This is a genomic window from Blastomonas sp. SL216 (assembly GCA_026625625.1).
Taxonomy (GTDB): domain Bacteria; phylum Pseudomonadota; class Alphaproteobacteria; order Sphingomonadales; family Sphingomonadaceae; genus Blastomonas.
This window is the reverse complement of sequence record CP113055.1, coordinates 2,591,143-2,609,257: the sequence shown is the minus strand read 5'-3', so window position 1 is coordinate 2,609,257 and position 18,115 is coordinate 2,591,143. Positions and strand designations below refer to the sequence as shown.

Here is an 18,115-nt window from a genome sequence, read left to right as displayed (position 1 = left end):
GCCGGGGCCGCGCGATCAGAAGGCGGCAATGCCGGTGATCGCGCGCCCCAGGATCAGCGCATGAACGTCATAGGCACCTTCATAGGTGTTGACGGTTTCAAGGTTCATCGCGTGGCGCATCACCTGATATTCGCCGCTGATCCCGTTGCCGCCCAGCATGTCGCGCGCCATCCGGGCGATGCCCAGCGCCTTGTCGACATTGTTGCGCTTGATGATCGAGATCATCTCGGGCGCGAACTGGTCCTCGTCCATCAGCCGGCCCACGCGCAGGCTGGCCTGCAGCCCCAGCGCGATATCGGTTTCCATATTGGCGAGCTTGTTCTGGAACAGCTGGGTTGCTGCCAGCGGCCGGCCGAACTGATGCCGGTCCAGCCCATATTGGCGCGCGGTGTGGAAGCAGAATTCCGCAGCGCCCAGCGCGCCCCAGCTGATGCCATAGCGCGCGCGGTTGAGGCATGAGAACGGCCCCTTGAGCCCCTGCACGCCGGGCAGCAATGCTGCTTCGGGCAGCTCGACCTCGTCCATCACGATCATGCCGGTGATCGAGGTGCGCAGGCTGAGCTTGCCTTCGATCTTGGGTGCGCTCAGCCCCTTCATGCCCTTTTCCAGCACGAAGCCGCGGATCGCCCCGCCATGTGCGTCGGACTTGGCCCAGACGACAAAGACATCGGCGATCGGCGCATTGGAAATCCAGGTCTTGGTGCCGCTGATGCGGTAACCGCCGTCGATCTTGGTGGCGCGGGTCCGCATGCCGCCGGGGTCGGATCCGGCATCGGGCTCGGTCAGGCCGAAGCAGCCGATTTGTTCGCCGCTCGCCAGCCGGGGCAGAAAACGCTGGCGCTGTTCTTCCGATCCGAACGCATGGATCGGGTGCATGACCAGGCTCGATTGCACGCTCATCATCGACCGATAGCCCGAGTCCACCCGCTCGACCTCGCGCGCGACCAGACCATAAGCGACATAGGATGCGCCCACGCCGCCGTAAGTTTCGGGAATGGTCGGACCCAGCAGGCCCAGCGCTCCCATCTCGCGGAAGATTTCGGGGTCGGTCGTCTCGCTGGCAAAGGCATCGATCGCGCGCGGCGCCAGCCGGTCCTGGGCATAGGCCCTGGCGGTGTCGCGGATCATCCGTTCATCCTCGTCCAGCTGCGCATCGAGCAGGAACGGGTCGGCCCAGTCAAAAGTCTGCATGCTATAAGGCTCCTTGGGCCTATGCCCCGGCGGGGGGCACGACCGCGGTTGTTTCGATCTCGATCCGGGCGTCGGCTTCGACGAGTCCTGCCACCTCGACCACGGCCATGGCCGGGAAATGACGCCCGATCAGCGTGCGATAGGCTTCGCCGATGGCTGGGAGGCTGGCGATATAGTCGTCGCGGCTGGTGACGTACCAGGTCATCCGCACGATATGCTCGGGCTGTGCCCCTGCCTCGGCCAGGATGGCGAGCGTGTTGATCAGCACCTGGCGGAACTGGCTGCCCAGATCGTCGCCGACAATGCGCTCATGCGCATCGAACGCGACCACGCCGGCGGTGAACACCATCCGGCCGGTGGCAGCGACGCCGTTGGCATAGCCGCGCGGCCGGGGCCAGCCGGGAGGCAACAGGGTCTGGTGAGCGGTCATGGCAGGTCCTTGGTCAGTCGTTCAAGCAGTTCGGGCGGCCAGGGGTGGGACTTGCCCCTGGCCAGATCGGTCAGCACCTGGGTGTAGCGGACGCAAAAGCGCCGCTCGTCGCCGCAGTCGATATCGACCTTGAGATCGACCGAACTGCGCCCGACGCGCGTGATACGGACGGTGAAGTCGAGCAGGTCGCCCAGCCGGCTGGGGATCGCGAACTCCGCGCTCAGCGTGACGGTGGGCATGCCCAGCCCTTGCGCGAAATGCATCTCGCGGCGGCTGACGCCCAGCACCTCGGCGGTCCAGTCCTCGATCGCCGCGTCGCACAGCTCGAAATAGCGCGGGTAATAGGCGATGCCCGCAGGGTCGCAATGCGCGAAGCGCAGTGGCAGGCGCGTGCGGAACATCAGGCCGCGCTTTGCGCCAGATGCTGGCGCGCGATGACGACCTTCTGCACTTCGGACGCGCCCTCATAGATGCGCAGCGCCCGCACCTCGCGGTACAATGCCTCGACCGGAGCGCCGACAGTGACGCCCATGCCGCCGAACATCTGCACCGCCTTGTCGATCACCTGCTGTGCGCTGTCGGTGGCGTGGAGCTTGGCAAGCGCCGCCTCGCGGGTGTTGCGCTGGCCCATCACGTCGCGCAGCCAGCCCGCCCGATAGATCAGCAGCGCGGAGGTATCGACGTCGAGCACCATCTCGGCGAGCTTGGACTGGGTGATCGCATTGTCGGCGAGCGTGCCATTGCCCAGCTTGCGCACCCTGGCGCGCGCCGTCGCCTCGTCGAGCGCGCGGCGGGCAAAGCCCAGTGCGGCAGCGCCCACGGTGGTGCGGAAGATGTCGAGCGTCGCCATGGCAGCGGCAAATCCGCGCCCCGCTTCACCGAGCAGCGCCGTTTCCGGCAGCACCATGTCGGTAAAGGTCAGCGTGGCGAGCGGATGCGGGGCGATCACCTCGATCCGCTCGGCAATGGCCAGTCCGGGGGTATCGGCGTCGACGATGAAGGCCGACACGCCCTTGGCCCCCGGTGCCTCGCCGGTGCGCGCGAACAGCACGTAATAATCGGCAATGCCACCATTGGAGATATAGGTCTTGGAGCCGTTGACGACATAGCCCCGCGCGGTGCGCTCGGCGGTCGTCTCCATCGATGCGACATCGGAGCCGGAGCCCGGTTCGGTCAGCGCAAAGGCCGCGATCTTGCGGCCGGCGGCGACCTCGGGCAGATAGCTGCGCTTCTGCTCCTCGGTGCCCAGCAGGCTGATCGTGCCCGATCCCAGGCCCTGCATGGCAAAGGCAAAATCCGCCAGCCCCGAATGCCGCGCCAGCGTTTCGCGGATCAGCGCCAGCGACCGGATGTCGAGCTGTTCGTGCACGCCGCCATAGGCCGCAGGCACGCAATAGCGCAGCCATCCTGCTGCGCCGAGAGCGGCGACAAGATCCCGGCACGCCGTATCGATATCGTGCGGATGATCGTCGCTCAGGTTCGCGGCGCACCAGACGTCGAGCTCGATCCCCAGGCTGCGATGGCTGTCGTCGAGGAACGGCCAGTCCAGAAAGCTGCGGTCGGCCATCGATCAATCCCCCTGGAATTCGGGCGTGCGCTTGTCGGCAAAGGCTTCGAAGGCGCGGCGAAAATCGTTGGTGGCCATGCAGATCGCCTGGGCCTGGGCCTCCATCTCGATCGCGGTTTCGACCGACACCGCCCATTCGATGCCCAGCTGCGTCTTGGTGATGCCATGCGCAAAGGTGGGGCCAGCCGCGATCGAGCGGGCGAGCGCATTGGCCTCGTCCAGCAGATCCTCCGAGGCGAACAGCCGGTTGTGGAAGCCCCAGCGCTCGCCTTCTTCGGCGCTCATCATCCGCCCGGTATAGAGCAGGTCCGATGCGCGGCCCTGGCCGATGATGCGCGGCAGGATGGCGCATGCACCCATGTCGCATCCGGCAAGCCCGACGCGGGTGAAAAGAAACGCAGTCTTGGTGGCGGGAGTCGCCAGCCGCAGGTCCGATGCCATCGCCATGATTGCGCCGGCACCCACGCAGATGCCGTCAATCGCCGCGACGATCGGCTGCGGGCAGGCACGCATCGCCTTGACCAGATCGCCGGTCATGCGGGTGAAAGCGAGCAGTTCGGGCATCGCCATTTTGGTCAGCGGGCCGATGATCTCGTGCACATCGCCGCCCGAGGAGAAATTGCCGCCAGCGCCAGTGACAATGATCACCTTGACCGCAGGGGCATAGACCAGCGCGCGGAAGGTATCACGCAGCTCGGCATAGCTTTCGAAGGTCAGCGGATTCTTGCGCTCCGGGCGGTTCAGCGTGATCGTGCCGACGCCATTGTCGAAATGCCAGCCGAAATGGTCTGGCGAAAAGCTCTCCGGGTTCATGGCTGTTCCTTTCCCTTGTCGTCGGCCAGCGAGGTCTTGAGCGCGCCGAGCAGTTCGTACAGCGCCGATCTCTGATCGCGCGTCAGGCCCTCGAGCATCATGTCGATCCATTCGTGATGCGCTTCGGCAATGCCGGAAAAGCACTCGCGGCCCAGCTGGGTCAGCCGCACGATCGAGGCGCGGCCATCGGTCGGCGAAGGCGAGATGCTGATATAATTGTCGCGCGCCAGCGTCTGTACGACGCCGGTGACATTGCCGTTGGAGACCAGCAGTTCCTGCGACAGCTGGCCCATGGTCATCCCGGCGGGATTGCGGTCGAGCGCCGCCATCACGTCGAACCGGGGCAGCGTGATGCCATATTGGTCGGCAAAGCGCCGCTTGAGCCGCTTTTCGATCACCGTGGTGCAGGTCAAGAGCCGCAGCCACAGCCGCACATTGCTGCGATCGGCCATCTCGCCGTCATGCTTTTCGCGGATTGCGCTTGCGCCTGTCACATCACTTCTCCACCGGCCACCATGATCGCCTGGCCGGTCACCGATCGGCTGGCGGGCAGGCACAGCCACAGCGCCGCTTCTGCCACCTCTGCCGGATCGATCAACCGGCCCTGCGGATTGAACCTGGTCAACTGCGCGCGTGCATCCTCGGCGCTGCGTCCGGTCTTGGCCTGGATATTGGCGATGGCATCGCCGACGATATCGGTATCGGTAAAGCCGGGGCACACCGCGTTGGCGGTGAGGCCGGTATGCGCAAATTCGGTGGCCAGCGCGCGCATCAGGCCGATCGCGCCGTGCTTGGAGGCGACATAGGGGGCGGTATAGCCATAGCCCTTGACCCCCGCCGTCGATGCCACGGTGACGATGCGGCCGTGCGGCGCGGCGAGCAGATCGGGCAATGCCGCCTGGCAGCAATGGAACAGCGCATCCAGATTGACCGCCATGGTCTCGCGCCAGGCGTGTGCCGTCACCTTCGCAAACGGTGCACTCGGCGCGATCCCGGCATTGTTGACCAGAATGGCGACAGGGCCTTGCGCAGCGCGGGCGGATGCGAAGGCCGCATCGACAGCAGTCCGGTCGGTAACATCGGCCTGCGCGACAAAGGCACCGGGCAGCGCCGATGCAGTCGCCTCCAGTGCCTCGCGACGCCGCCCGACCAGCGTCAGCCGTGCGCCTTCACGGGCGAGCGCCTGCGCAATCGCCGCGCCGATGCCCGATCCGCCCCCGGTGACGACCGCGTGAAGTCCCTCCAGCCGCATATCAGCCCCGCAACGCCGCTTCCTGCTCCGCCGCGCGCTGCATGTTGCGCGCCAGCTGGCCCATGCCGCTCAGATAGGCGGGCGGCACCGCGACGTGCCGATAGCCATGCTGCGCCGCTGCGCGCAGCGTCCACATCGGATCGATCATGTGCGGCCGCCCCAGCGCGACCAGATCGGCGCGCCCTGCGGCCAGGATCGAATTGACGTGATCGGTCTCGTAGATATTGCCCACCGCCATGGTTGAAACGCGCGCCTCGTTGCGCACCTGATCGGCGAACGGGGTCTGGAACATGCGGCCATAGACCGGCTTGCAATCGGCCCAGGTCTGCCCCGCCGATACATCGATCAGATCGGCCCCGGCCTCGTGGAAAGCCTGCGCGATCTGCACCGCCTCTTCCGGGGTGACGCCCTGATCGCCCATCCAGTCGGTGGCCGAAATGCGCACCGACATCGGCCGGTCCGAAGGCCAGGCCGCGCGCATCGCGGTGAACACCTCGAGCGGAAACCGCAGCCGGTTTTCCAGCGTGCCGCCATATTCGTCGGTGCGGCGATTCTGCATCGGCGTGATGAAGCTGGAGAGCAGATAGCCATGCGCCGCGTGCATCTCGACCATGTCGAACCCGGCTTCGACCGCCAGCAGCGTGGCCGCGACAAACTGGTCGCGCACCATGTCCATATCGGCCCGCGTCATCGGGCGCGGGGTCTGGTTGGCGGCGCTCCACGGAACGTCCGAGGCTGCGATCAGCCGCCAGTTGCCGGTCTCGAGCGGTTCGTCCATCCCTTCCCAGCCCAGCCGGGTCGATCCCTTGGCGCCCGAATGGCCCAGCTGCAGGCACATCCTGGCCTTGCTGTTGCCATGGACGAAATCGGTGATCCGCTTCCAGCCGGCGACATGTTCGGGCGCATAAAGGCCCGGGCATCCCGGTGTGATCCGGCCTTCGGGCGAGACGCAAGTCATTTCGGTATAGACCAGGCCTGCACCACCCTGAGCGCGCGTGCCGTAATGCACGAAATGGAAGTCGCCGGGCGTGCCATCGGTGGCGCTGTACATCGCCATGGGGGAGACGACGATGCGGTTGGCCAGCTCCAGTTCGCGCAACCGGAACGGTGCGAACATCGGCGGCGCGCTGACCTCGCGGCCACCGGGCGCCTGGGCCTGGAACCAGCGTTCGACACCCTCGAGCCAGGTCTGATCGCGCAGGCGCAGATTTTCATGGCTGACGCGCTGCGAGCGGGTGAGCAGCGAATAGGTGAACTGGATCGGCGCGAACGGCAGATAACGGTCGAGCGTTTCGAACCATTCGGTCGAGTTGCGCGCGCTGTTCTGCAGCTTGAGCACTTCGACGCTGCGTTCGGCCTGATATTCCGCCAGCGCGTCCGCGCGCGACAGGCCGGGGCGGTTGAGCACTTCGGCCAGCTTGATTGCGTCTTCCAGCGCCAGCTTGGTGCCCGATCCGATCGAGAAATGCGCCGTATGCGCGGCATCGCCGAGCAGGATGAACTTGTCGTACGACCATTTGCCGGTGATGATCCGGCGGAAGTTCAGCCAGGCCTGCGGGCCGGGCAGGTGGGTGGCGTTCGAGATCAGCGGATTGCCGTCGAGATATCTGGCGAACAGCTGTTCGCACAGCGCAATCGCCTCGGGCTGGTCCATCGCATCCAGGCCCAGGCCGGTCCAGGTTTCGGGTGCCATCTCGACGATGAAGGTCGAAAGCTGGTCGTCGAAGCGATAGGCATGCGCCCAGACCCAGCCCGCCTCGGTCTGTTCGAAGGCGAAGGTGAAGGCATCGAACTGCTTGGTGGTGCCGAACCAGAAGAACTTGTTCTTCTTGACCTGGATATCGACGTCGAATTGCTCGACATGCGCGGTGCGGATGCGGCTGTTGGCGCCATCGGCGGCAATCACCAGGTCGAACTCGGCCCAGTCGGCAGGGTCGGTGCTTGCCTCATGCTCGAAATGCAGGCCGATGCCCAGGTCTCGCGCACGGGCCTGCAGGATGGCGAGCAGCCGCTTGCGGCCGATGCCGATAAAGCCATGGCCGCTCGATCGCACGCATTCGCCGTGGATATGGACGTCGATATCGTCCCAATGCGCAAATTCGTCGCGGATCGTCGCGCCGCTGACCGGGTCATTGGCCATCAGGTTGTCGACCGTCTGGTCGGAAAAGACGACGCCCCAGCCGAACGTGTCGTCGGGCCGGTTGCGTTCGTACACGTCGATCTCGTGTTCGGGATTGTGCAACTTCATCGATATCGCGAAGTACAGGCCCGCAGGCCCCCCGCCGACGCATCCGATCTTCATCGCGCAACACTCCATCGCCCAGATTCGATGCCCCAATCCTATGCGGCGGCGCAATTTGCTTCAAGCCTAAAATTTTAAGCTTGAAATATCATATATCACGCAATTATTCACGTGTATGGAACTTGCAGGAGGGCAGATCATGAAGTGGCCGGCACAACGTCTGACGTCAGGATCAAAGAAGAGCTTCGGCATGTATGACGAGGCGGCAAAGCTTGATGCTGCGGGGGCGGATCTGATCCATCTCGAGTTCGGGCGGCCGCATGCCGATACGCCCGATCATATCAAGCAGGCGACCAAGGCGGCGCTCGATGCGGGGATTGTCCATTATGGCGATTTTCGCGGAACGCTGTCCTTCCGCCAGGCGCTGGTCAAGAAACTGCGCGAATTCAACAAGCTGGATTACGGCGTCGATGAGGTGCTGGTCACCAACGGCCTCACCCATGCCTCGTTCGCGGCGTTCATGGCGGCGATCGATCCGGGCGACGAGGTGATCCTGCTCGATCCCTATTATCCGCAGCATATCGGCAAGACCGAGCTGGCCGGGGGCAAGGTGGTGATCGCGGGGCTCGACAAGGCCAATAATTTCGCGATCTCGAAAGCGAAGATCGCCGAAAAGATCACGCCGCGGACCCGGATGATCGTGCTGATCAACCCGGCCAACCCCACCGGCCGCGTCTATACCCGTCAGGAACTGCAGCATGTTGCCGATCTTGCGATCGAGCATGACCTGCTGGTGCTGTCGGACGAGGTCTACGAGTATATCACCTACGATTCGGCCGAGCATATCAGCATCGCCAGCCTGCCTGGCATGCGCGAGCGGACGATCACCTGCTTTGCCTTTACCAAGGCCTATTCGATGGATGGCTGGCGGGTGGGCTATGTGACCGCCGACGCGCGGTTGATGCCCGCGATCCTGACCATCGCCATGACCGACGTGACCCATGTCAACGTGTTCGTCCAGGAGGGCGCGCGCGCGGCGGTCGAAGGGCCGCAGGATGCCATGCTGGCCATGGTCGAGGCCGATCGGCGCAAGCGCGACATCGTCGTCCAGGCGCTCAACCAGATGCCCGGCGTCACCTGCGCCGCGCCTGAAGCCACCATCTACGCCTTTCCCGATATCAGCGGCACCGGCCGCAACGCGCAGGACATTGCCATGGCGATCCTGCAAGAGGCGCATGTCGTGGTCGAGGCGGGGAGCTTTTACGGCCCCGGCGGCGAAGGCCATTTGCGGGTGTGCTTCGGGTCCGAATCCGAAGCCCGGGTGATCGAGGCGATGGAGCGGCTGACCCGCTTCTTCAACGCGCTCTAGGCGCCATGGCGTAACATGACTGCATCACGGAGGCCTGGAATGAAGCTGAAATTGCGTTTGCTGGCCGCCGTGATGGCGCTGCCTGTCCTCGCCGCCGCCCCTGCCGCCCCCGCTCTGGCGCAGGCCGAGCAGGCCGCATCGGGCTATGCCGAACTTGTCGCGCTTTATGATGCGTTTCGCGCGCTGACCGTGCCGGAAATGGCCGCGGGCGTGCCCGATTATACGCCGCCGGCCATGGCCCGCCAATATGACCGGCTGCGCACGCTGCAGCAGAAGCTGCGCGCGATCGACGACACCGCCTGGCCGGTGAGCGAGCGGGTCGATTACATGGTCATCCTTGCCGAGATGCGCGGGCTGGAATTCCAGCACCGGGTCATGCAGCCCTGGAAGCGCGATCCGGTGTTCTATAGCACCACCAATCTGGGGTTCGGGCCCAAGATGCACGGCGCGTTCGGCATCCCTGAACTGCCGCTCGCAGGCGACCGGCTCAGCCGGTTCAAGGCGCAGCTGGAGGCAGTGCCCGCAGCGCTCCGCCAGGCGCGGATCAACCTGACCGATCCGCGCGGCGATCTTGCCAGGCTGGCGATCGTGCAGAAACAGGTCGAGATCAACGTGTTCGGCGAGCTGGCAGCCTCTGCCGAAAAGCTGCAGCCCGAACTGGCAGAGCCTGCCCGGCGCGCGCAGGCGGCGGCGGCCGAGTTCAAGGCCTGGCTCGAATCGATCGAGGCGGGTCTCCCCGCGCATGGCGGGGTCGGCAGGGACAATTACGCCTGGTACCTCAAGAACGTCCTGCTGCTGCCCTATACGCCCGAACAGGTCGAGACGATCGGCGAGCGCGAATATCAGCGGCAGGTCGCATTCCTGAAGATCGAGGAGCACCGCAATCGCGGCATCCCGATGCCCGAACCGGTCACGACGCGCGCCGAATTCGATGCCAAGCGCAAGGCAGAGGACGAGCATCTGCTCAAGCTGCTGCGCGATGGCCAATGGGTGACCATCCCCGATTATGTCGCGCATGATCCCGAAGAAGGGCCCTATCAGTTCCCGTTCGAGCGCGACCCGTCAAAGCCGGGGCTGTTCGATCCGCCGCTCAACCTGCATTTCTTCTTCCAGGCTGAATTTCGCGATGGCCTGCCGCTGCGCGCCCACAATCTGCCGGGACATATGTTCGACGGGTTGCAGGCGGCGCGCGATACCCGGCCGGTGCGCGGCAAGCCGCGGCTGTTCTTCGTCAACGGCCTGCGCAACGAGGGCTGGGCCTTCTACCTTGAAGAGATGATCCTGCAGGCAGGCATGCTCGAGGACCGGCCCAAGACGCGCGAGATCGACTATATCCTGGGCGCCAAGCGTGCCGCACGGGTCGTTCCGGAAATCCGGATGCAGGCCAATCAATGGACCTGGAAACAGGCCAATGAATCGCTGATCGCGCGCACGCCCAAATGGATGAAGCCGGGCGATGCGGTGGCGCAGTTCGATATCGAGCTGTATCTGCGCCAGCCGGGCTATGGCATCGGCTATTACATGGGCAAGGTCGAGCTTGAAAAGCTGCTGGCCGACGTCGCGATGCAGCAGGGCGAGGCCTTTGACATCAAGGCCTTTCACGACCGGTTCCGGGCCGCCGGATCGATCCCCATCTCGCTCATCCGCTGGGAGATGACCGGCCGCGACGACGAGGTCAGCGCGATGCGCTGACCCTGTCAGCGCCTGATCATGCGATGACCGCGGTCGCCTCGATCTCGATCAGGAAATCGGGCAGCGCCAGCGCCTGCACGCCGATCACGGTGTTGGGGGCGGGCGATGCCCCTTCATAGAACGCACCGATCTCGCCGAGCACCGGGCCCAGCTTGTCGGGGGTGTGGCCGACGATATAGGTGCGCAGGCGAACGATATTGGCGGGCGTCGCGCCGACCTCTGCCAGCACCTCTTTCAGGTTCGCCAGCGCCTGCCGGGTCTGCGCGGCCAGATCATCGCCGCCCACGACATTGCAGTCCTTGTCCCAGGCGACTTGGCCCGCCATCTGCAGCATCCGGCCGCCTTCATGCACCGCTGCGTGCGAAAAGCCATAGCCGACCGCATCGTACATGCCGGCCGGATTGATCCTGGTATTTTCCATATGCTGTTCCTTTGGATGCTGGTGTCAGTCGACAATCTCGAGCTGGTGCCCGAACGGATCGAGCACATAGACGTTCTTCTTGCCCGCGAGCGGCCCGGCATCGATATGGATCGTCTCGAGCGGGGTGCAGCCATGCGCGGTCAGATAGGCGAGCGCCTTGTCGACATCATCGACCTTGAGGCCCAGATGATGCCCGCCGCGATCGCAATTGCGCGGCAGTTCGGCTCGGCGGTCATCGGGCTTGTCATACTGGACAAGCTGGAAGTTCATATTGTCGGCGAGCTTCAACATCACCAGCGTCAGCCGCGCGCCGGGCACGCCGACATGGGTTTCCATCCAGTCGCGGCCCTGATCGTCCACCGGCATGTCGGCAGCATCCATCGGGCCCATGCGGAACAGCTCTTCGGCCCCGATCACGTCGCGATAAAAGGCCAGGGCCGCCTCAAGGTCAGGGACGGTCCACGAGATATGATCGACCGAGAGGAAAACGGGCTTGTCCGGTGCTGATGTCATGGCGACCCCCTTTTAAGTGCCGGGCGATATTGCGGAGCGATCAGGCGTTGCGCAACGCAACATGAGCGTAAAAGTCGTTGCCGATGGCGCAATGCAGCGCGGCGCGCTCATTCGGACGGCAGCAGATCGGCAATGGCCACCGGCCGCGCCGGAAAGCGCGGGGTAAAGCCGGGGTCCTCGCCGGGCCCGTCTGGCGAGATCATCCGCAACAGGCTGGGCTCGCAATTGCGGCCCTGGCACGGTCCCATGCCGCACCGCGTCGCGAGCTTGACCGCATTGGCCGTGCCGCCGCTGCCGACCTGCCCGGCGAGCGTGGCGTGGTCGACATCCTCGCAGCGGCAGATGATGGTATCGGCCTCTGGCACTGGAAAATGGTCGCGCGGGTCGGCCACAGCATCGAGCAGCGCGGCAAAGGCGCGGTGGCGCGCGAGGCGCTGCCGGGGTTCGCGCGCGGCCCGTTCGGCAGCTTCGGCGCTGATCAGCCCGAGCGCCAGCCTGACGCCGATCCCGGCCAGCGCACCGCCTGCTGCTGCGGCCTCTGCGCCGGCGACACCCGCCGTCTCGCCTGCCACCGAGATGCCCGGGACGGAGATGCGCATATAGCCATCATGCACGCAGGCCCAGCCGCCTGCAGGGCCGGCCGCCTGCATTCGGGCGCCTGCCATGCGCGGCAGGATGGATTGCGGAACGAAGCCGTAGCACAGCCCCACTGCGTCGCAGTCGAACCTGCCGGCGCTGGTCCGTGCACCCGCGACGCTTCCGCGTCCTTCGATCGCTTCGATCCGCGCGCCATACAGCACGGGCGTGCCGGCTTTTGCCAGCGTCCTGATTGCCGCAGCGCTCGCGAGCAGATCGGGCGCACGCCGCAGGGCAGCCATCGGATGGCGTGCTAGCGCCTGCAGCATCGCGCTGCGCGGTTGCGCGAACAGCACAGCGGCCACCTTGCCCCCGGCTGCGACGATCTGCGCCGCGATGATGAGCTGCAGCGGGTGCGTTCCGGCCAGCAGGATGCGCTCTCCCACCAGCAATTGCTGGCCCTTGATAAAGGCCTGAACAGCGCCTGCGGCATAGACGCCGGGCAGCGTCCAGCCGGGGACAGGCACGGCAAGATCATGGCAGCCGCCCGCGATCACGATGTGCCGCGCCGATAGGGTCAAGGCACCCCTGGGTCCCATCGCCATGACCGACCCTGTCTGCAGCCCGATCACAGAATGCTCGCCCAGCCAGGTGACGCCCTGCTGTGCCTCGAACCGGGCAAGCAGCGCCTTGAGCGGGCGGTAGCTCCGGCTACCGAGCCAGCCGCTCACCGAGAAACCGGCAGGCGGCTGGCGCAGGATCTGCCCGCCGGGCCTTGGCTGCTCGTCGATCACCGCGATATCGAGCCCGTGACCCGACAAGGCAAGCGCTGCCGCCTGGCCGGCCGGGCCGCCGCCGATGATCACGACATCGAAATGGGCGCTGCGATCAACCATGAGTGGCGATCTCCATCCCGTCCCGCGCGGGTGTCAGGCAGGCGCGTACCCGGTGCCCGGTCGCGACGACCGTCACCTGGCACTCGTAGCAGCTGCCCATGTTGCACAGCAGCCCGCGCGGCTGGTTGTTGAGATCGGACCGGAAGGCGCTTTGCCCCGCCGCCAGCATCGCGGTCGCCAATGTCTCCCCGGCAAAGCAGGCGACGGAAACGCCATCGACGATGATCGAGATCGGCGCGCCGCGCTCTACACCCTGGGTGATACGGTTGGCGCTCATCCCATGAATCCGTTCAGATGCTCGAACCGCGCCGGCGACAGCAAAGCCAGCGCGTCCTGCTCGCCTCCGCTCATCGCCTCGGCCAGCATCCGCGCAAAGGTGAGGCCCAGCGTGAAGGCCGATCCGCCCGCCGCGACCCAGAGCCCCGGCATGCGCGGCACGGGACCTGCTATCGGCAGCTGGTCCGCTGTGATCGCTGTGATGCCCGTCCAGCTGCGGATCAGGTTCAGCCGGGTGACGCCCGGAACCACGTCGCGCGCTGCCATCAGATTGCCGGTCAGCGATTCAGGGATCAGCTGCGCCTTGGCCGACAGATCGAAGCTGCCGTCCCCGGTCTGGGCCAGCTGCGAAGGCCAGCCTCCGCCGATCAGCAGATTGCCCGCATGGGTCTGCTTGAGCGACAGCCGCCGTCCGACATGCTGCACCAGGTGCGGCACCATGGGCGGGGTGCGTTCGGTGGCGTTCATCAGCAGCGCCACCGGATAGATCGGCATGTGGATGTTGATCATCGCGCAGATCTGCGCCGTCCATGCCCCCGCCGCCACCAGCAGCTGGCTGGCGCTGACGGCAAAGCCATCCCCGCGCACGGTGAAGCGGCCGTTCTCGCGCGTCAGTTGCCGCACGGGCGCTGCGGTGCGGATCGATGCCCCCTCGCGGCGGGCGGCATCGGCCAGGGCCGGCGTGATCGCGCGCGGATCGGCATGGCCTTCGTCGGCGGAGAAATTCGCGGCCAATATGCCGGGGGCCAGATAGGGCGCGAGCGCGCGTGCCGCATCGCCGTCGATGGTCCGCACCGCCAGCCCCTCGCGGCTCTCGCGTTCGGCCTTGCGCTCGAGCAGCGCGACCTGCTCGGCTGTTTCCGCGACCATCAGCCCGCCGTGCATGGCCACGTGCAGGTCGGCGTCCAGTTCGTCCTCGATCGTCCGCCAGTCGATGACCGCATGGCGGCTCAAGGCCACGATCTGCGCGCCCTGGTCCGCCAGGTCATCGCCATTTTCCAGGAAGCGGCGTTCGATCTGGAAGTGCAGCGATCCGGCATTCTGTCCGGACGCGCCGGCATTGATGTCGCCAGCCTCGACCAGCGCGACGCTCGCCCCCTTGCGGGCGAGCCGCCAGGCGGTCGCACAGCCGACCAGCCCGCCCCCTATGATCGCGACATCCGCCTGTTCCATGAATGCTAGATGCGCCCGAGCGCGACCAGAGTCTCCCGGATTCGTTCGACATCCTGCGCGCTGACATCCTGCAGCGGCGGACGGACATGGCCGCCGGGAAGCCCCTGGACATTGAGCGCGGCCTTGAGAATGGCAGGGCCCGATCCGAAGCGGCCGACCAGTTCGGGCGTGTACCACGCATCCAGGATCAACCGATCCTTGCGGCCGCATTCGCGCGCAGCGTCAATATCGCCGGCCCAGAGATGATTGTAGAAATCCGCATGGATCCGGCCCAGCACGCCGCCTGCGCCCATGGTTCCGTCGCCGCCACGCGATTCGAGCAGCGCCAGACCGTGTTCGTCCATCGCATGGCCGAAGATGCGGATTTCGTCCTTGAGCGCGAAAAAGGTGTCGAGAAAACGGCGCAGATCGCTGGTCGACTGCTTGATCGCAACGACATTGTCGAGCGAGGCAATGCGCCTGAGCAGATCGACCGGCATGTCGATGCCCGTCCCCGGAGGCCAGTTATAGACGCACACCGGCAGCCGGGTGCCATCCGAGATCGCGCGGTAGAAACCGTAGATCTCGTCAGGCAGCGGCCGGTAATAGGGGGGCGGGGTGACCACGATCGCGTCGAAACCGCTGTCTGCGGCGTGATCGGCCAGTTCCAGCACGCGCTTGGCGGTGAAGGCGGTGCACCCGGCGAGCAGCGGCAGCTTGCCGCTGAGCTGGTTGCCGGTCGCCGAAAACAGCGCCTTGCATTCTTCCGCCGTCATGCTGGGCCATTCACCGGTGGTCCCCGCGATCAGCAACCCGTGCATCCCTTCGGCGTGCAGCCATTCCAGCAGCTTGCCCAGCGCGCCCAGATCAAGCGCATGATCCGCATCGAACGGTGTGGTGATCGCCGGGATATATCCCTGCCAACTGGCGCGCTCTCTTTTGTTCATGAATTCAGCTCCCCCAGTTCAGCCATATAGATCAACACCCCGTGAGGCCAAGCTGCCCTAGCAGCAAGGACATCAAAAGGCGAAATTGATTGCGCTTGGCGCAACGATAGGCAATCTGGCGTTGCAGAATCGCAACGCTCGAAAGGACGGTCCGTCATGTGGGACAACGCGCTCCACTATTTTTACGAGGCGGCAACGCTCGGTTCGATGCGGCTAGCGAGCGACAAGATCGGGGTGGCGACGTCATCGATCAGCCGCCAGATCGCGCAGCTGGAAAGCGAGATGGGGATTGCGCTGATCGAGCGCGGACGCCGCTCGATCCGGCTGACAGAGGCGGGGCAGCTGCTGTTCGATTATCACAAGAACCAGATGGCCGATCGCGAGGCGCTGCTCACCCGGGTGCAGGAACTGCGCGAGGTCAAGTCCGGGCGCATCGACCTGGCGATTGGCGAGGGATTTTTCGGGCCGTCGTTCACGGCGCTGATCGAGAATTTCCAGCGGCGCAATCCGGGCATTTCGATCACCGTTACCAGCTGCGCCAGCTCCGAGATCATTCGCATGGTGCTCGATGACGAGGCGCATATCGGCATGATCCTGCACACCACCAGCGAGCCCAAGATCCGCACCCGCACGACGGTGGAGCAGCCGTTGATGGTGCTGTGCGCGCCGGGCCATCCGGCAGCGGCGATGGATGCGCTGACCATCGCCGATCTCAGCCAGTTCGAACTGTGCCTGCCGCCCCAGGGCTTCCGTATCCGCAGCACGCTCAACCATGCCGAAAAGCGCGCGCAGACCTGGCTTGAGCCGCGGCTGGTGACCACGTCGATCCAGATGATGCGCGAGATCGCCAAGGCCGGGCGCGCGCTGACGGTGCTGCCGCGCATCTCGGCGCTGGCAGAGCTGGAAGAGGGCAGCCTGGTCGCGCGGCCCTTGCTGGACGATGCGATCGAGCACAGCACCGTCAGCCTGATCCACCGGCTGGGGCGGCAGCTTGAGGGCGCGCCGGCGCGGCTGATGGGGGTGCTGGAGACCCGCCTGAAAACCTGGAGCTGATGCCAAGGTCGGTCTTCAGGCCGAAAGCGGCGCAGGCGCGCGCTGGCGAGGCCAGACCAGGCAGACAAGCGCGGTGACGGCTGCGTTGATCGCCATCGCCACCAGCCCATGGTCCCAGCCGGGCAGCAGCGCGTCCCAAAGAGCCAGGGCCTGAGGCAGCAGCAACGCGGCATAGCCGACGATGATCCCGATCAGCACGCCCCAGGCATGCGCCCGCGGCCAGAGAAAGGCGAAATAGACCCCGGGGGCCAGCATGCCGATCGCGGCATAGGCGGACAGGCCGATCTCGACCAGCGATCGCGACCCGCCCAGGGTCAGCCAGACCGCGATCGCTGCAAACACGATCATCGACAGCCGCGATGCCAGCAGCGCGTGCCGATCCGACAGGTGCGGCACCATCGGCAGCAGGATGTTGCGGCTGAAGATCGATCCGGACGTCAGCAGCAGCACCGATCCGGGAACCAGCGCCAGCAGGCACGCGGTTCCGGCAAAGATGCCCACCGCCCATGCCGGGTAGCGGTCCGACACGAACTGCAGCAGCACGGCATTGGTATCGCCGCCCGCTGGCTGGGTGCCCGCCAGCAGCGCCGCGAGCCCCAGCAGGATGATGAAGAAATAGGACAGCGAGTAGAGCGGCTGCCAGATGGCATTGCGCCGGATCGTCGCTTCCGAGCCTGCAGAAAAGCATAGCTGGAACAGATGCGGCAGGATCCAGTTGCCCAGGGCCACGTTGAGCGCGGCGGTCATCAGCCAGATGGTCGACATGCCCGCATCGGGTTGCAGGCCGGGCAGTCTTCCGATGCCGGGATACTGGTCCTGCGCCATGCGGTAGACGTCCAGCATCGAGCTTGCGCCGACCTTCGAGGCGACCGTGGCGCACAGGGCCACCACGATCAGCAGCATCAGCACATCCTTGACCCCGGCGGCGAAGGCGGCGCTGCGCAGCCCGGCAAAATACACAAAGGCCAGCATCACAACCGCCGCGATGCACGCGGCTGCAACGGTCGATATGTCGGGCCCGAGAGTCATCCGCACGATGAGGCTCAGCGCGACGATCTGGATCTGCACATAGACGATCAGCGCGGCGATCCCGGCTATGCCCACGACCACCCCCAGCCAGGTGGCGTTGTAATGGCTGGCAAAGAAATCCGCCTGGGTGACCAGTCCGAACCTGCGCCCGGCATTCCAGATATTGGGCATCAGCCAATAGCCGATGGTCGCCGACAGCGAGACCGAGGTGAGCGCGAGATAGGCCGGTGCGCCATGCGCCCAGGCAAAGCCCGATATGCCCAGCACCGCAAAGGTCGTGTAGATCTCGCCCGCATTGAGAAACCAGAAGACCAGCACGCCGAACCGGCGGCCGCCCACGGCCCAGTCGGCCAGCGTCCGCGCCTTTGCCTGCCGCCGGGCAGACAGCAGCGCGCCCGCCATGGTCCCCAGCACCACCGCCAGGGTCAGCGCCAGGATCATGATGCGTCTCCGACCGGCGGGGCAGGTTCGGCCGCGTCCTCGAACTCGGGATGCTGGCGATCGATCGAGAAGATGAAGGCGATGATCAGCGAGGTGACCACGATACCCGCCATCTGCCAGACCATCGGAAAGGGCAGCGAAAAGGGTCGCCACGCAATGTCATTGACCAGCGGAATGCCGCCGATCTGCCAGAGGAACGGGACCAGCAGCAGCCAGCGGTGGCGGCGCGACGGGGCAGGCTGGGACTGTGCCATG

At 65.6% G+C, this 18,115-nt stretch carries 19 protein-coding genes; 3 read left to right on the top strand and 16 right to left on the bottom strand.

The genetic code is table 11. The annotated features are described in order from the left end of the window. Positions 1-15 precede the first annotated feature (15 nt). The 8 genes from OU999_12290 to OU999_12255 are packed head-to-tail and all read right to left on the bottom strand — an operon-like array spanning position 16 to position 7,555. On the bottom strand, positions 16-1,191 hold the full coding sequence (locus OU999_12290; protein WAC22527.1) for an acyl-CoA dehydrogenase: 1,176 nt from the start codon (positions 1,189-1,191) through the stop codon (positions 16-18). 19 nt (positions 1,192-1,210) lie between these two features. Beyond that, the gene (locus OU999_12285; GenBank protein ID WAC22526.1) at positions 1,211-1,621 is read right to left on the bottom strand and encodes a RidA family protein; all 411 of its coding nucleotides are present in this window, start codon (positions 1,619-1,621) and stop codon (positions 1,211-1,213) included. Then, positions 1,618-2,022, bottom strand: a complete 405-nt coding sequence (locus tag OU999_12280) for a thioesterase family protein (protein WAC22525.1) — start codon at positions 2,020-2,022, stop codon at positions 1,618-1,620. The genes OU999_12285 and OU999_12280 overlap by 4 nt, the downstream gene beginning before the upstream one ends. After that, positions 2,022-3,188: an acyl-CoA dehydrogenase family protein gene (locus tag OU999_12275; GenBank protein ID WAC22524.1), complete on the bottom strand. Its 1,167-nt coding sequence runs from the start codon at positions 3,186-3,188 to the stop codon at positions 2,022-2,024. Before OU999_12275 ends, OU999_12280 begins: the two co-directional genes overlap by 1 nt. Before the next feature lie 3 nt (positions 3,189-3,191). Further along, positions 3,192-4,001: an enoyl-CoA hydratase family protein gene (locus tag OU999_12270; protein ID WAC22523.1), complete on the bottom strand. Its 810-nt coding sequence runs from the start codon at positions 3,999-4,001 to the stop codon at positions 3,192-3,194. Then, complete coding sequence (locus OU999_12265) at positions 3,998-4,495, bottom strand: MarR family transcriptional regulator (protein ID WAC22522.1); 498 nt, start codon at positions 4,493-4,495, stop codon at positions 3,998-4,000. Before OU999_12265 ends, OU999_12270 begins: the two co-directional genes overlap by 4 nt. Beyond that, on the bottom strand, positions 4,492-5,253 hold the full coding sequence (locus tag OU999_12260; protein WAC22521.1) for an SDR family NAD(P)-dependent oxidoreductase: 762 nt from the start codon (positions 5,251-5,253) through the stop codon (positions 4,492-4,494). The genes OU999_12265 and OU999_12260 overlap by 4 nt, the downstream gene beginning before the upstream one ends. A 1-nt stretch (position 5,254) precedes the next feature. Next, positions 5,255-7,555: a bifunctional salicylyl-CoA 5-hydroxylase/oxidoreductase gene (locus OU999_12255; protein ID WAC22520.1), complete on the bottom strand. Its 2,301-nt coding sequence runs from the start codon at positions 7,553-7,555 to the stop codon at positions 5,255-5,257. Positions 7,556-7,694: 139 nt separating this feature from the next. Between OU999_12255 and OU999_12250 the strand changes: the two genes are divergently transcribed. Both OU999_12250 and OU999_12245 read left to right on the top strand, forming a co-directional pair. Beyond that, complete coding sequence (locus tag OU999_12250) at positions 7,695-8,864, top strand: aminotransferase class I/II-fold pyridoxal phosphate-dependent enzyme (protein ID WAC22519.1); 1,170 nt, start codon at positions 7,695-7,697, stop codon at positions 8,862-8,864. A gap of 39 nt (positions 8,865-8,903) precedes the next feature. After that, positions 8,904-10,556, top strand: coding sequence for a DUF885 family protein (locus OU999_12245; protein WAC22518.1), 1,653 nt, complete (start codon positions 8,904-8,906; stop codon positions 10,554-10,556). A gap of 16 nt (positions 10,557-10,572) precedes the next feature. On the opposite strand, the gene OU999_12240 is transcribed toward OU999_12245, so the two are convergent. From OU999_12240 to OU999_12215, 6 genes are all read right to left on the bottom strand, one after another. Continuing rightward, positions 10,573-10,977 (bottom strand): RidA family protein, encoded by a 405-nt coding sequence (locus tag OU999_12240; GenBank protein WAC22517.1) that lies wholly within the window; start codon positions 10,975-10,977, stop codon positions 10,573-10,575. Positions 10,978-11,001: 24 nt separating this feature from the next. After that, on the bottom strand, positions 11,002-11,490 hold the full coding sequence (locus OU999_12235) for a VOC family protein (GenBank protein ID WAC22516.1): 489 nt from the start codon (positions 11,488-11,490) through the stop codon (positions 11,002-11,004). A gap of 107 nt (positions 11,491-11,597) precedes the next feature. Next, the gene (locus OU999_12230) at positions 11,598-12,962 is read right to left on the bottom strand and encodes an NAD(P)/FAD-dependent oxidoreductase (GenBank protein ID WAC22515.1); all 1,365 of its coding nucleotides are present in this window, start codon (positions 12,960-12,962) and stop codon (positions 11,598-11,600) included. Next, positions 12,955-13,239, bottom strand: coding sequence for a (2Fe-2S)-binding protein (locus tag OU999_12225; GenBank protein ID WAC22514.1), 285 nt, complete (start codon positions 13,237-13,239; stop codon positions 12,955-12,957). Before OU999_12225 ends, OU999_12230 begins: the two co-directional genes overlap by 8 nt. Continuing rightward, positions 13,236-14,411: an FAD-dependent oxidoreductase gene (locus OU999_12220; GenBank protein WAC22513.1), complete on the bottom strand. Its 1,176-nt coding sequence runs from the start codon at positions 14,409-14,411 to the stop codon at positions 13,236-13,238. Before OU999_12220 ends, OU999_12225 begins: the two co-directional genes overlap by 4 nt. A 5-nt stretch (positions 14,412-14,416) precedes the next feature. After that, positions 14,417-15,337, bottom strand: coding sequence for a dihydrodipicolinate synthase family protein (locus OU999_12215; GenBank protein WAC22512.1), 921 nt, complete (start codon positions 15,335-15,337; stop codon positions 14,417-14,419). 156 nt (positions 15,338-15,493) lie between these two features. Here OU999_12215 and OU999_12210 point away from each other — a divergent pair, with 156 nt between their 5' ends. After that, positions 15,494-16,390, top strand: coding sequence for a LysR family transcriptional regulator (locus OU999_12210; protein WAC22511.1), 897 nt, complete (start codon positions 15,494-15,496; stop codon positions 16,388-16,390). A 15-nt stretch (positions 16,391-16,405) separates the two neighbouring features. Here the strand turns inward: OU999_12210 and OU999_12205 are convergent, their stop codons facing one another. Next, positions 16,406-17,860 (bottom strand): sodium:solute symporter family protein, encoded by a 1,455-nt coding sequence (locus tag OU999_12205; protein WAC22510.1) that lies wholly within the window; start codon positions 17,858-17,860, stop codon positions 16,406-16,408. Next, a complete protein-coding gene (locus tag OU999_12200) occupies positions 17,857-18,114 on the bottom strand; it encodes a DUF3311 domain-containing protein (protein WAC22509.1) in 258 nt (85 codons plus the stop codon). The genes OU999_12205 and OU999_12200 overlap by 4 nt, the downstream gene beginning before the upstream one ends. Between the last annotated feature and the right edge of the window lies 1 nt (position 18,115).

Coding starts and splice junctions, on each gene's coding strand:
- OU999_12290 (WAC22527.1), bottom strand. CDS start 1,191: ATGCAGACTTTTGACTGGGCCGACCCGTTCCTGCTCGATGCGCAGCTG.
- OU999_12285 (WAC22526.1), bottom strand. CDS start 1,621: ATGACCGCTCACCAGACCCTGTTGCCTCCCGGCTGGCCCCGGCCGCGC.
- OU999_12280 (WAC22525.1), bottom strand. CDS start 2,022: ATGTTCCGCACGCGCCTGCCACTGCGCTTCGCGCATTGCGACCCTGCG.
- OU999_12275 (WAC22524.1), bottom strand. CDS start 3,188: ATGGCCGACCGCAGCTTTCTGGACTGGCCGTTCCTCGACGACAGCCAT.
- OU999_12270 (WAC22523.1), bottom strand. CDS start 4,001: ATGAACCCGGAGAGCTTTTCGCCAGACCATTTCGGCTGGCATTTCGAC.
- OU999_12260 (WAC22521.1), bottom strand. CDS start 5,253: ATGCGGCTGGAGGGACTTCACGCGGTCGTCACCGGGGGCGGATCGGGC.
- OU999_12255 (WAC22520.1), bottom strand. CDS start 7,555: ATGAAGATCGGATGCGTCGGCGGGGGGCCTGCGGGCCTGTACTTCGCG.
- OU999_12250 (WAC22519.1), top strand. CDS start 7,695: ATGAAGTGGCCGGCACAACGTCTGACGTCAGGATCAAAGAAGAGCTTC.
- OU999_12245 (WAC22518.1), top strand. CDS start 8,904: ATGAAGCTGAAATTGCGTTTGCTGGCCGCCGTGATGGCGCTGCCTGTC.
- OU999_12240 (WAC22517.1), bottom strand. CDS start 10,977: ATGGAAAATACCAGGATCAATCCGGCCGGCATGTACGATGCGGTCGGC.
- OU999_12235 (WAC22516.1), bottom strand. CDS start 11,490: ATGACATCAGCACCGGACAAGCCCGTTTTCCTCTCGGTCGATCATATC.
- OU999_12230 (WAC22515.1), bottom strand. CDS start 12,962: ATGGTTGATCGCAGCGCCCATTTCGATGTCGTGATCATCGGCGGCGGC.
- OU999_12225 (WAC22514.1), bottom strand. CDS start 13,239: ATGAGCGCCAACCGTATCACCCAGGGTGTAGAGCGCGGCGCGCCGATC.
- OU999_12220 (WAC22513.1), bottom strand. CDS start 14,411: ATGGAACAGGCGGATGTCGCGATCATAGGGGGCGGGCTGGTCGGCTGT.
- OU999_12215 (WAC22512.1), bottom strand. CDS start 15,337: ATGAACAAAAGAGAGCGCGCCAGTTGGCAGGGATATATCCCGGCGATC.
- OU999_12210 (WAC22511.1), top strand. CDS start 15,494: ATGTGGGACAACGCGCTCCACTATTTTTACGAGGCGGCAACGCTCGGT.
- OU999_12205 (WAC22510.1), bottom strand. CDS start 17,860: ATGATCCTGGCGCTGACCCTGGCGGTGGTGCTGGGGACCATGGCGGGC.
- OU999_12200 (WAC22509.1), bottom strand. CDS start 18,114: ATGGCACAGTCCCAGCCTGCCCCGTCGCGCCGCCACCGCTGGCTGCTG.